Annotated in this window: 12 protein-coding genes and 1 rRNA gene; 4 read left to right on the top strand and 9 right to left on the bottom strand. The window is 70.4% G+C overall.

Going from position 1 to position 11,863, the window contains the following annotated elements; genetic code table 11:
* Positions 1–62 precede the first annotated feature (62 nt).
* The 4 genes from KN815_RS26530 (at position 63) to KN815_RS26515 (ending at position 4,174) form a co-directional block, all read left to right on the top strand.
* Entirely contained in the window at positions 63–341 is a 279-nt protein-coding gene (locus KN815_RS26530) for a glutaredoxin family protein (protein WP_216344430.1), read from the top strand.
* A gap of 165 nt (positions 342–506) precedes the next feature.
* Entirely contained in the window at positions 507–1,430 is a 924-nt protein-coding gene (locus KN815_RS26525; RefSeq protein WP_216344429.1) for an HAD family hydrolase, read from the top strand.
* A gap of 494 nt (positions 1,431–1,924) precedes the next feature.
* The gene (locus KN815_RS26520) at positions 1,925–2,731 is read left to right on the top strand and encodes an ECF subfamily RNA polymerase sigma factor, BldN family (RefSeq protein WP_216344428.1); all 807 of its coding nucleotides are present in this window, start codon (positions 1,925–1,927) and stop codon (positions 2,729–2,731) included.
* Between the two features lie 204 nt (positions 2,732–2,935).
* Positions 2,936–4,174 carry a DUF5667 domain-containing protein gene (locus KN815_RS26515; protein ID WP_216344427.1) on the top strand — a complete coding sequence of 413 codons (1,239 nt, stop codon included), beginning with the start codon at positions 2,936–2,938 and terminating at the stop codon, positions 4,172–4,174.
* A gap of 590 nt (positions 4,175–4,764) precedes the next feature.
* Here KN815_RS26515 and KN815_RS26510 read toward each other — a convergent pair.
* The 9 genes from KN815_RS26510 to rrf all read right to left on the bottom strand — a co-directional run bounded on the left by KN815_RS26510 (position 4,765) and on the right by rrf (position 11,859).
* A complete protein-coding gene (locus tag KN815_RS26510; protein ID WP_216344426.1) occupies positions 4,765–5,811 on the bottom strand; it encodes a lysophospholipid acyltransferase family protein in 1,047 nt (348 codons plus the stop codon).
* A 14-nt stretch (positions 5,812–5,825) separates the two neighbouring features.
* Complete coding sequence (locus tag KN815_RS26505) at positions 5,826–6,869, bottom strand: NAD-dependent epimerase/dehydratase family protein (protein ID WP_043235281.1); 1,044 nt, start codon at positions 6,867–6,869, stop codon at positions 5,826–5,828.
* Between the two features lie 210 nt (positions 6,870–7,079).
* Positions 7,080–7,178 (bottom strand): 30S ribosomal protein bS22, encoded by a 99-nt coding sequence (locus tag KN815_RS26500; protein ID WP_003948845.1) that lies wholly within the window; start codon positions 7,176–7,178, stop codon positions 7,080–7,082.
* 128 nt (positions 7,179–7,306) lie between these two features.
* Complete coding sequence (locus KN815_RS26495) at positions 7,307–7,516, bottom strand: helix-turn-helix domain-containing protein (RefSeq protein WP_014053989.1); 210 nt, start codon at positions 7,514–7,516, stop codon at positions 7,307–7,309.
* Positions 7,517–7,647: 131 nt separating this feature from the next.
* Positions 7,648–8,463, bottom strand: coding sequence for a phosphatase (locus tag KN815_RS26490; RefSeq protein WP_216344425.1), 816 nt, complete (start codon positions 8,461–8,463; stop codon positions 7,648–7,650).
* 136 nt (positions 8,464–8,599) lie between these two features.
* Positions 8,600–9,772, bottom strand: a complete 1,173-nt coding sequence (locus KN815_RS26485) for an acetoin utilization protein AcuC (RefSeq protein ID WP_216344424.1) — start codon at positions 9,770–9,772, stop codon at positions 8,600–8,602.
* Positions 9,741–10,985, bottom strand: coding sequence for an MFS transporter (locus KN815_RS26480; RefSeq protein ID WP_216344423.1), 1,245 nt, complete (start codon positions 10,983–10,985; stop codon positions 9,741–9,743). Before KN815_RS26480 ends, KN815_RS26485 begins: the two co-directional genes overlap by 32 nt.
* 24 nt (positions 10,986–11,009) lie before the next feature.
* Complete coding sequence (locus KN815_RS26475; RefSeq protein ID WP_216344422.1) at positions 11,010–11,666, bottom strand: HAD family hydrolase; 657 nt, start codon at positions 11,664–11,666, stop codon at positions 11,010–11,012.
* Positions 11,667–11,742: 76 nt separating this feature from the next.
* Positions 11,743–11,859, bottom strand: a 5S ribosomal RNA gene (rrf, locus tag KN815_RS26470).
* Positions 11,860–11,863 lie beyond the last annotated feature (4 nt).

Genomic DNA, 11,863 nt, shown 5'->3' with positions numbered 1-11,863 from the left:
GGGGAGGCTGAAGCGCCCCGGAGGCGAACCGAGCCTCGAAAAGGGCAGGCAGAATGAGGGGCATGAGTCCGTTGCTGCGCCGCACCCCGCGGAAGAAGCCCGCCGAGCGCACGGTCACGCTGATCGGCAAGCCCGACTGCCACCTGTGCGAGGACGCCGAGGCCGTGATCAAAGAGGTCTGCGGCGAGCTGGGCACCCCCTGGGAGAAGAAGGACATCACCCAGGACGAGGAGCTGTACCGCGCCTACTGGGAGCAGATCCCGGTGGTGCTCATCGACGGCGAACAGCACGACTTCTGGCGAGTGAACCCGGGGCGGCTGCGCAAAGCGCTCGGCGGCTGATTCCGAACCCCGCGAGACGGCCGGTCCCGCGCCCGCGAGGCGGCTGATTTCGCGCCCGCGAGGCGGCTGATTCCGCCCCCTGTACGGCCTCCCTTTCGCGTAACCTGAATCGGCCCGACACCCGGGCGTAACGGGATGCGCCGGAGCGCTGGCTATGCTCGCTCCATGGCCGCACTGGGATGGTTCACCCGACGTCGACGCCCCGCCACCGAGCGGAGTGTCCTCGCCGGAGAGGCATCGGCCGAGGCAGCGCGCAAGTCGTCGGCCGAGACCCCCGCACCGCAGCCCCCCGCCGAACCGGAATTCCCGGTCGTCGGCGACGAGCGGGCCGCCGCCTTCTTCGACCTGGACAACACGGTCATGCAGGGCGCCGCGATCTTCCACTTCGGCCGCGGCCTCTACAAGCGGCACTTCTTCCGCAAGCGCGAACTCGCCCGCTTCGCGTGGCAGCAGACCTGGTTCCGGGTGGCCGGTGTCGAGGACCCGGCGCATATGGAGGACGTGCGCAGCAGCGCCCTGTCCATCGTCAAGGGCCACCGGGTCGCCGAGCTGATGTCGATCGGCGAGGAGATCTACGACGAGTACATGGCCGACCGCATCTGGCCCGGCACCCGGGCCCTCGCCCAGGCCCATCTGGACGCCGGGCAGCGGGTCTGGCTGGTGACCGCCGCGCCGGTCGAGACCGCGACGATCATCGCCCGGCGGCTCGGCCTGACCGGGGCACTGGGCACGGTGGCCGAGTCGGTCGGCGGCGTCTACACCGGCCGGCTGGTCGGCGAGCCGCTGCACGGCCCGGCCAAGGCCGAGGCGGTACGGGCGCTGGCGACGGCCGAGGGGCTGGACCTCGCCCGCTGCGCGGCCTACAGCGACTCCGCGAACGACATCCCGATGCTGTCGATCGTGGGCCATCCGTACGCGGTGAACCCGGACGCCCGGCTGCGCAAGCACGCCCGTGAGAACAGTTGGCGGCTGCGCGACTACCGCACCGGCCGTAAGGCGGCCAAGATCGGCATTCCGGCGGCGGCCGGGGTGGGCGCGGTGGCGGGCGGCACGGCGGCCGCCGTGGCCCTGCACCGCCGACGCCGCTGACCGCGGGCGGCCGAGGACCCACTCCACCCCGCTGACCTCCCGTTGGACCCTTTCCGGCACCCTCCCCCGGGCCGCGCTGACCGCTCGCGCACGACCGTGACCGAGGACGGTCAAGACTGACCGCCGATCGCACTCCGTGACCATGCGCCCATCGATACGCAGCGTCACCAACCGAACGCGCCCGTCCTGTTTCGGTCATTCCATGCGTCTTACCCCACAGCGCTCCCGCCAGTCCCCTTACCGCCGCTTTGTCACAACACGCCACGCAATCGCACAACTCACGAACGATTCCGATCAATTAGCGGCACACGTTCGATACTTGATGAGTCATCAATCCATAACAGAGCGAACGGAAACGATGATTTGAACAACTGGGTGTAGTGCTGCCTGTACGAAGCGTTATTCTCCTTAGACGCAAACCGGTACCCACACGTCCCTACGGCGGGTGACGGTCCCGTACTGATCGTGATGGAAGCTCTGCCTCTGGGAGTCTCGTGTACCCACACGTCGGGGTTGACGCCTCGGGCCTGGCTACGCTGCGCGCAACGGTCCTTGACTGTCTGCGCGGCTTCGTCCCCACCGCGTATGCCGTCCCCGGCCTCGCCGCCCCCCTGCCCGCCGGCCCAGCCGTCGGCACGGTCAATCGCCCCGGCCAGGCCGGTCCGTGCTACGCACTGGCGGACGGCGGCGCCGCGGTCGGCAGACGCTCCCGCGGCTCCACCCCCACCGCCCGGCGCCCCGGCGCCGACAGCGACAGCCGTCGCATGATGGACCTCGTCGAGCGCGCCCAGTCCGGAGAGGCGGAGGCGTTCGGCAGGCTCTACGACCAGTACGCCGACACCGTCTACCGCTATATCTATTACCGCGTGGGCGGCAAGGCCACGGCCGAGGACCTGACCAGCGAGACGTTCCTGCGCGCCCTGCGCCGCATCGGCACCTTCACCTGGCAGGGCCGCGACTTCGGCGCCTGGCTGGTGACCATCGCGCGCAACCTCGTCGCCGACCACTTCAAGTCCAGCCGCTTCCGGCTGGAGGTCACCACCGGCGAGATGCTGGACGCCAACGAGGTCGAGCGCAGCCCAGAGGACTCCGTCCTCGAATCGCTGTCCAACGCGGCCCTGCTCCAAGCGGTGCGAAAACTCAACCCGCAGCAGCAGGAGTGCGTGACGCTCCGCTTCCTCCAGGGCCTCTCGGTCGCCGAGACCGCCCGGGTCATGGGGAAGAACGAGGGCGCGATCAAAACCCTTCAGTACCGGGCCGTGCGCACCCTGGCCCGGCTTCTTCCGGACGACGCCCGCTGACCACCCGTAGCCGTCCGGCCACGGACCGTCCGCCTTTGGGCAGGGCGTAACCCGGGTGCTGCGCCGCTCGTTGTGGGAGATGCAGGCGCCTCGCGGTCGTACCCTGCCCGTAGTCCACTCACTCGATCGGGTGGACGCGCGCATGGCACGGAACCCTCGGGTGTCCTGGGGAGTCGACCGTCACGACGAGAGGAGGTGCCGCCTGTGATCGCGAACGTATCGGCACACCGGCGGGCGAACGCCTTCGCCAAGGCCCTGGAGGCCCTGGAGGCCCTGGAGAGCAACCACCAGGCCGCCCAGGACAATGCGCCGCAGCAACAGCCAGGTTCCCCATCGGCGGAGAGCGCCGAGCGGAGACGGCTGCTGGCCCTGGCGAGCGGGCTGGGCGAGCTGCCGAAACCGACATTGGACCCGGAGGTCCGCGTCACCCAGCGGGCGCAGTTGCTCGCCGCCATGGAGGCGGCCTTCGCCGAGGGCGCACCACGCGTGCCCGAGCAGCGCCGCCGCACCGGCGGCGCCCACCGCGCCAAACCCCCGGTCGCAAGACTGCGCCCCCGTTCCCGCTGGTCCAAGGGGCTTGCGGCCGGGGGGCTCACCGTCGGCGTCGCGGCGGGTGCCTTCGGCGGCGTCGCCGCGGCCAGCTCGGACGCGCTGCCGGGCGACACCCTCTACGGCTTCAAGCGCGGCATGGAGGACCTCAAGCTGGAGATGGCCGACGGCGACGCCGACCGCGGCCGGATCTATCTGGACCAGGCGTCGACGCGGATGAGCGAGGCGCGCCGCCTGATGGAGCGCACCCGCACCGGCGATCTGGACCATGACTCGCTGGGGGAGATCCGCCGGGCCCTGGCCGGTATGCGCCATGACGCCTCCGAGGGCCACCGGCTGCTGCACCAGGTCTACGAGCGCGATGGCTCACTCGGCCCGATCCAGCAGCTTTCCACCTTCTCCCAGGCCCATCGCGGCGGCTGGAGCCGACTGCGCGATCAGCTTCCGGTCCAGCTCATGGATGTCGGCGACGAGGTGAGCTCGGTCTTCGACGCCATAGACCAAGAGGTCGGTCCGTTGCGCGCGTTGCTGCCCACGAAGAAGGAGCAGCAGGGCCAGTCCGGCCAGACCGGGCACGCGCCCCAGCGCGCCGACGGGGTGGCCCCGGGCGACCGTCCGGCGTCCGCCTCGGCCACCCCGAGCGGCAGCCGCACCGGCGAGACCGACACCCACCCGCACCCGTCGTCCTCGGCAAGCACCCACGACCAGAGCGGCGGGCTGGTGGGCGGGGCCGGGGACCTGCTGGACCCGCCGCTCGGCGGCGCGAGCCCCAGCCCGTCCACGGGCAAGGGCGACCCGGGCGGCAAGGCGTCGTCCCAGCCGGACATCACCATTCCCCCCCTGCTGCCGGACCTGCTGCCGGGCCTGAGCATCGACGGCGACGACACGAGGTGACGACGTCCTGAGGGCGGGTGGTGTGCGCTGCCGCCCACCACCCGCCCTCAGACCACGCCACCCCTCAGAAAACGCCGAGACTGCCCGCCGGGCAAGCCTCAGAAGAACACCGACCGCCGCTGCACCAGCAGCTTGGCCCCTCCTCCGGCCGCCCTCGCATGGCTCGGCCCTGGAGGGCCTCCCCAGCTTCGGCCGGGCTGCGCCGGACTCCGTCCGTCGGGCCGGGTGGCCGCGCCTCATCACGCCGCCCGCCGGGCAAGCCTCAGAAGAACACCGACCGCCGCTGCACCAGCAGCTTGGCCCCTCCTCCGGCCGCCCTCGCATGGCTCGGCCCTGGAGGGCCTCCCCAGCTTCGGCCGGGCTGCGCCGGACTCCGTCCGTCGGGCCGGGTGGCCGCGCCTCATCACGCCGCCCGCCGGGCAAGCCTCAGAAGAACACCGACCGCCGCTGCACCAGCAGCTTGGCCCCTCCTCCGGCCGCCCTCGCATGGCTCGGCCCTGGAGGGCCTCCCCAGCTTCGGCCGGGCTGCGCCGGACTCCGTCCGTCGGGCCGGGTGGCCGCGCCTCATCACGCCGCCCGCCGGGCAAGCCTCAGAAGAACACCGACCGCCGCTGCACCAGCAGCTTGTAGAGCGTGTGCTGGATCGTTTCCCGTACCTGGTCCGTCAGGTTGAACATCAGCATCGGGTCGTCCGCCGCCTCCGGCGGATGCCCGTCGGTGGGGATGGGCTCGCCGAACTGGATCGTCCACTTCGTCGGCAGCGGCACCGCGCCCAGCGGCCCCAGCAGCGGGAAGGTCGGCGTGACCGGGAAGTACGGCAGGCCCAGCAGCCGGGCCAGGGTCTTCGCGTTCCCCACCATCGGGTAGATCTCCTCCGCGCCCACGATCGAGCACGGCACGATCGGCGCCCCCGCGCGCAGCGCCGTCGAGACGAAGCCGCCCCGCCCGAAGCGCTGGAGCTTGTACCGCTCCGAGAACGGCTTGCCGATCCCCTTGAAGCCCTCCGGCATCACCCCGACCACCTCGCCGCGCTCCAGCAGCAACTGGGCGTCCTCGGCGCAGGCAAGGGTGTGACCCGCCTTGCGCGCCAGCTCGTTGACGACCGGCAGTACGAAGACGAGGTCGGCCGCGAGCAGCCGCAGATGGCGCTGGGCCGGGTGGTTGTCGTGCACCGCGACCTGGAGCATCAGCCCGTCCAGCGGCAGCACCCCGGAGTGGTTGGCGACGACGAGCGCACCGCCGCTGTCGGGGATGTTCTCGATCCCCTTCACCTCGACCCGGAAGTACTTGTCGTACAGCGGGCGGAGCAGGGACATCAGCACCTGCTCGGTCAGATCGTGGTCGTAGCCGAAGTCGTCGACCTCGTAGTCCCCGGTGATCCGGCGGCGCAGAAAGCTCAGTCCGTGGGCCAGCTTGCGCTCCCAGTCGCCGCTGCCCGGGGCCTGCTTGGGCGGGTCGGGCGGCAGGGGCGGCACGGCCGCGGCCGCCGTCTGGGGGCGCTGTTCGAGCGCCTCGTCGCGCTGCTGCGGTACGGGCTTGAGCGAGCCCTGGGAGCGGCCGCCGCGCCCCAGCCGAGGGACCTTCCTCCGGGAAGACCTGGGCTCCTCACCAAACGGAATGACCTTGGCGTCCGCCATGGTGGTTGCGCTCCTCACGTCTGGGCGCCCGCGGGCAGCAGCGCGGCGAGCCGATCAATGGTACGGGCGAGGGTCTCGGGCGGGAGCAGCCCGGGACCACGGCTGTGCGCATAGTCCGCGAGGGCACCGGCGGTGGTGTGCTCGGGTTCGAATCCCAGGGTCTCGCGCATCTGGTTGGTGGCCACGACCCGGCCGTGGGTGAGCAGCCGGACCTGCTCGGGCGAGAAGTCGGTGATGCCGAGGGACCGCAGCGCGGTGCGAGCCCAGCGCAGGGTGGGCAGCAGCAGCGGCAGGGTCGGGCGGCCGAGCCGCCGGGCGGCCTGGGAGAGCAGCAGCACCCCGTCCCCGGCGATATTGAACGTGCCGCTGTTGAGCGTGGACCGGCGCGGCTCGGAGGCCCCGATCCGCAGCACCTCGATGGCGTCCTTCTCATGGACGAACTGGAGCCGCGGGTCGTAGCCGATGACGGTGGGCAGCACGGGCAGCGCGAAGTACTCGGCGAGCGGCGAGTCGGCGCAGGGCCCCAGGATGTTGGCGAAGCGCAGCACGCACACCGCGACATCGGGGCGGCGTCGGGCGAAACCGCGGACATATCCCTCGACCTCGACGGTGTCCTTGGCGAAGCCGCCGCTGGGCAGGGATTTGGGCGGGGTGGTCTCGCTGAAGACGGCGGGGTCGCGGGGCGCGGAGCCGTACACATTGGTGCTGGACTTCACCACCAGCCGCTGCACCGACGGGGCCTTCTGGCAGGCGCCGAGCAACTGCATGGTGCCGATGACATTGGTCTCCTTGATCGAGGCGCGATTGCCGCGCGCCCCCAGCGGAGTCCCGTTGATATCCATGTGGACGACGGTGTGGACGCCGTATTCGGCGAGCAGTTTCCCGATCGTGGGATGCCGGATATCGGCCCGGACGAAGTCGGCCCCGCCGAGGTGGTGTTCGGGCGGCACGGCATCCACGCCGATCACCCGCTCCACATCGGGTTCGCGCTGTATGCGCCGGACGAAACGGCCTCCCAGCCGGCGAGCGACCCCGGTGACGAGCACGACCTTTCCCAAGATCAGCGCCTTCCTTCCCACCCTCGTCCGAGCTGGGCTGTGCGGAACACCGTAACCGCTCGATGTTGCGCTGTGATGACCACTCGCCGCGCGCTGCGCGTTTTAAGCCGGGGCCACCGGGGCCGCCATGGCTCAGACCCGTGCCCCACACGCACCGCAGCCCTTCCACCGGTGGTGGAAGGGCTGCGGGACGAACACAGCGTCGCTTGCTTACTTCTTGTTGCGACGCTGGACGCGCGTGCGCTTGAGCAGCTTGCGGTGCTTCTTCTTCGCCATCCGCTTGCGCCGCTTCTTGATAACAGAGCCCACGACTACCCTCGCTCACTTCGATTCACTCGGTGCGGGGCGTCCGAGCCCACACGACCTACATCGGGCCAGCCTACCCGGCGCCGAGCGAACCACGTAATCCGAGGGTCCTCCCCGGGCCCGGAAAGCGCCTAGGCGGACTCCACCCCCACATACGATTCGCGGAGGTATTCATGAACCGCTTGCTCTGGGACCCGGAAAGACCTGCCCACCCGGATCGCCGGCAGATGACCGCTGTGCACCAAGCGGTACACGGTCATCTTGGACACTCGCATCACCGAGGCGACTTCCGCCACGGTCAGAAACTGAACCTCGTTCAGAGGCCGTTCGCCAGCAGCCATGACACAACACCTGAACCTTCCGCACATGTCGGGCACCGGCTTCCCCTCCGGTGACTCCTGGTCGCATGCGCGCTCCACCCCAGGTTAGGGGCGGGTGATGCAAGTGGGGAAGAGGAGTAGCGATCGGACGCCTACTGTGACAGACACGCTCGATTGAGTACATAGCGAGTAAGCGGCCGGTAGTAACCAGACCGCACAGCGTCATCAAGCGGAACGGCGACGGACACCCGTCCCTCGGCCTCCCCGACGAACAGCGCGGGGTCGTCCGTATCCGCAAGACCGATGGCCTCAAAACCGAGCTGACCTGCACCGCAGACCCATCCGTGGTCCCCGATGACCAGTCCCGGCAGCGGGCCGCCGGACTCCGCGGCGGAGCCGAGCGCGACCCGAACCGGGAGCGGCGAATGGCTGTGGGCGCCCGGCTCACTCGCGGACGGGCGAGCGCCGGGCGCCTGCACCATCGCAATACCTCGTACGTAGGCGAGCCGGTGGGTACGTACGCCGAACCGCGTCGTTATGTCGATACATCTACCGTGCGCGGGAGTGAGGACACGGCAGCCCGCCGCCGAGAGCGCCGACGCCAACGCGGCGTAGAACCCGAGGAGACGGTGGGGATGGCCGGTGCCGAGGAGCACCGGGAGCCGGTCCTGGGCGGCGGCGCGCAGCCGGTCCGCGAAGGCATGCAGAGCGGCGATCGTCAGCTCTGGATCGATCACATCCGGCCCCGAAACGTTGGCCGGGTCGATCGAAACCCCGCATTTGGCGCCCATCAAGCTGAGCAATTCCGTAAAGGACCAGTCGTATTCGGGCTCCAGACCGAGCAGCACCCGGGGGTCCCGGGCGGCGAAGAGCCGATAGCGGCGCAGGCTCTCCTCCCGGCTCGTCGCCACGGGTCCGGCGAGCCGCGCCGCCAGCAGATGCGCGCGCAGCGCGGCAGTACTCAGCACGTCACCGATGCTGACGGACGCGGCCCGCCGGCCGCCCGGTTATCCCGGCAGACCCCACGGTTGGCGTAACGCCCGTTTGGTCAGACCCTCGTCCGGGCGTTTCCGATCGGCGTGGAGAGGCTTTTCGCGGGGCGATTCACGGAAGCAGCCCGTGGTGCGGGAAGACCGCCCGGCGCGTCGCCAGGATCGCCTGGTCCAGCCGGTCCGCCGGGTCGTACCCGGACTCGCCGAACTCCCGCCAGCCCGGCTCCCGCCCGTCCGTCATCCGCCGCGGCGCGTCCATCCGGGTCCGCCGGTACACCTCCTGCCGCCACTCCTCCGGCACCGCCGCGGCGGGCTCGACCGGCCGCCCCGCCGCGATCGCGACCAGATGCGTCCAGGACCGCGGCACCACGTCCACCACCGCATAGCCGCCGCCCCCGAGCGCGACCCAGCGCCCGTCCGCGTGCTCATGCGCCAGCCGGTGACAGCTCTCGGCGACCGCCCGCTGCGCGTCGACCGTCACCGCCAAGTGAGCGAGGGGGTCCTCGACATGGGTGTCCGCGCCATGCTGGGTCACCAGCACCTGCGGACGGAACGCCGCCAGCAGCTCCGGCACCACCGCGTGAAAGGCCCGCAGCCATCCCTCGTCCGAGGTCCCGGCCGGCAGGGCCACATTGACCGCCGAGCCCTCGGCGCCCTCCCCGCCCGCCTCCTCCGGCCAGCCGGTCTGCGGGAACAGGGTCCGGGGGTGCTCATGCAGCGAGATCGTCAGCACCCGCGGATCGTCCCAGAACGCCGCCTGGACCCCGTCCCCGTGATGGACATCCACATCCACATACGCCACCCGCTCCGCACCCAGCTCCAGGAGTCGCGCGACCGCCAGCGCCGCGTCGTTGTAGATGCAGAACCCGGACGCGCCCCGGGGCATCGCATGGTGCAGCCCGCCCGCGAAGTTCACCGCGTGCAGCGCCTCACCGCGCCATACGTCCTCGGCGGCGCCGACCGACTGCCCGGCGATCAGCGCGGACGCCTCGTGCATCCCCGCGAAGGCCGGATCGTCGATCGTCCCCAGCCCGTACGAACCGTCCGCCGATTCCGGGGCGGCCGAGGCCCGCCGTACCGCCTCGATGTACTCCTGCCCGTGCACCAGGCGCAGCGTCGACTCCCCGGCCGGCTTGGCGGCCACCACTTGGACCGCCCGGTCCAGTCCGTACGCCCGCACCAACCGCATGGTCAGCGCGAGCCGCACCGGGTCCATCGGGTGCCCGGCGCCGAAGTCGTATCCGGTTACTTCCTCATCCCACATCAACTGTGCGCGGCCGCTCATGCCCGTCACCGTATCCGGCAGGTACAGGGGTGAACGACCTCGCGTACCGGATCGTCACCAGCACGAGCACCATCGGCACCAGCATCGCCGCCCGATAGCTCCACGCGCCGCCCAGCGCGCCGACGAGCGGTGAGCCGATGAGGAAGCCCACGTAGTTGAAGATATTGAGGCGGGCGACGGCGGCGTCGGACGCCCCGGGGAAGAGCCGCCCCGCCGCCGCGAACGTCTGCGGCACCAGCACGCACAGCCCCAGCCCCAGCAGCGTGAACCCGCCCATCCCCAGCCATGGGCTGGGCGCCGCCGCGACCACCGCGAAACCGGCGCCCGCGAGCAGCGCCCCGGCCCGGACCACGGCGACCGCGCCGAAGCGCCGCACCCCGAAGTCGCCGAAGGAGCGGCCGAGGAGCGTGGTGACCATATAGACGTTGTACGGGACCGTGGCCAACTGCTCGGAGCTGTGGAGCACGTCCTCCAGGTACTTGGCGCTCCAGTTGGAGACGGTGGAGTCCCCGATATAGCCGAAGGCCATGACGAGACAGAGCGGCAGCAGCGCCCGCATGCTCACGGCGGCGCCGTGGTCTTGGGTTTGGTGGCCCTGGGTTTGGTCGTCATGGGTTTGGTGGTCGACCTGGCGGTCGGCTTGGCGGTCCACGTACCAGCGGCTGGCGACCAGCGCGACGGGCACCAGGGTGGCCACCAGCGGCGCGTAGAGCGTGGGCAGCGGCAGGTCCCAGTGCGCGCCCACCCAGGCGAGCGAGGCCCCGGCGATCCCGCCCAGGCTGTACGCGCCGTGGAAGCCGAGCATGATGCTGCGGCCGTACGCGCGCTGAAGGCTCACCCCGAGCATGTTCATCGACGCGTCCAGCGCCCCGACGGTCAGCCCGAACACCGCGAGGGCCACCGCGAGCTGCCACACCGTCGTCCCCGATCCGGCGGTCAGCAGGGCGACGGAGACGATGGGCTGCACCACGCGGAGGACGAGCCCCGGACGCATCCGCTTGACCAGATGCTCGGTGCCTACGCTGCCCACGCCGGCCAGGATCGGCACGGCGGCCAGGAAGAGGGGCAGCAGCCCATCGGATATCCCGTACCGATCCTGGAGCGCGGGTATGCGCGTCACCAGCAGAGCGAAGATCGCGCCCTGGACGAAGAAACTGATGGCCAATGAGGCCCGGCCCTGCCGAAGTCGGCGGCTCGGACGCGAATCCGTCATGCACGTGGAGCGTACGGCCCCTGGCTACTTGTGGGTAGAGGTGAGCAACGCTCGCAGTTCGGCCATGTGGCCGAAGCGGTCGCCGGCCGCGGCGAGCTTGGCGGCGGGTGTCATGGCCGTGTAGCCGTACACATCCATCCCGGCGGCCACGGCGGCCTGGACTCCGAGCGGGCTGTCCTCTACGACGGCACAGCGCTCGGGCGCCACCCCCATCCGCTCGGCCGCGTGCAGAAACAGATCCGGGGCGGGCTTGCCCCGGCCCACGTCCTCGGAACTGAAGATGTGCTCCTCACCGAAGAGTTCGTACAGCCCGGTCGTACGGAGGGCGACGCGGATGCGCTCATGGCTTCCGGAGGAGGCGACGCAGTACGGAATCCCGTCGGCCCGCAGCTTCTCCAGCACCTCGGACACCCCGGCCACCGGCCGCAGCTCCTGGCGGAAGGCGTCGAAGACCCGGCCGTGGAAGGTGGTGTCGAAGTCCGACGGCAGCCGCCGGCCCGAGCGCTCGAGGACCAGTTCGTGGATGCGATGCATGGCGGAGCCCATGTAGTCGCGTATGGAGTCCTCGTAGCTGGTGGGGTGCCCCAACTCCGTGAGGTAGGCGGCGAGAATCCGATTGGAGATGGACTCGCTGTCGACGAGCACTCCATCGTTGTCGAAGATGACCAGGTCATAGCGCATGAGGCCAGCCTACAAACTGAAATGAGAAAAGCCTGGTTGAGAATCGGAGTTCCCAACCAGGCTTTTCTTAAAAATTGTTCGGCGGTGTCCTACTCTCCCACAGGGTCCCCCCTGCAGTACCATCGGCGCTGAAAGGCTTAGCTTCCGGGTTCGAAATGTAACCGGGCGTTTCCCTAACGCTATGACCACCGAAACAC

This window comes from Streptomyces niphimycinicus (assembly GCF_018883605.1).
In the GTDB taxonomy this organism is placed as follows: domain Bacteria; phylum Actinomycetota; class Actinomycetes; order Streptomycetales; family Streptomycetaceae; genus Streptomyces; species Streptomyces niphimycinicus.
This window is presented reverse-complemented; position numbering and strand designations above follow the sequence as displayed.

Excerpts from the sequence above, each read along its gene's own strand:
- KN815_RS26475 (WP_216344422.1), bottom strand. The coding sequence starts at position 11,666 with ATGCGCTATGACCTGGTCATCTTCGACAACGATGGAGTGCTCGTCGAC.
- KN815_RS26485 (WP_216344424.1), bottom strand. The coding sequence starts at position 9,772 with ATGAGCGGCCGCGCACAGTTGATGTGGGATGAGGAAGTAACCGGATAC.
- KN815_RS26510 (WP_216344426.1), bottom strand. The coding sequence starts at position 5,811 with ATGGCGGACGCCAAGGTCATTCCGTTTGGTGAGGAGCCCAGGTCTTCC.
- KN815_RS26495 (WP_014053989.1), bottom strand. The coding sequence starts at position 7,516 with ATGGCTGCTGGCGAACGGCCTCTGAACGAGGTTCAGTTTCTGACCGTG.
- KN815_RS26530 (WP_216344430.1), top strand. The coding sequence starts at position 63 with ATGAGTCCGTTGCTGCGCCGCACCCCGCGGAAGAAGCCCGCCGAGCGC.
- KN815_RS26480 (WP_216344423.1), bottom strand. The coding sequence starts at position 10,985 with ATGACGGATTCGCGTCCGAGCCGCCGACTTCGGCAGGGCCGGGCCTCA.
- KN815_RS26525 (WP_216344429.1), top strand. The coding sequence starts at position 507 with ATGGCCGCACTGGGATGGTTCACCCGACGTCGACGCCCCGCCACCGAG.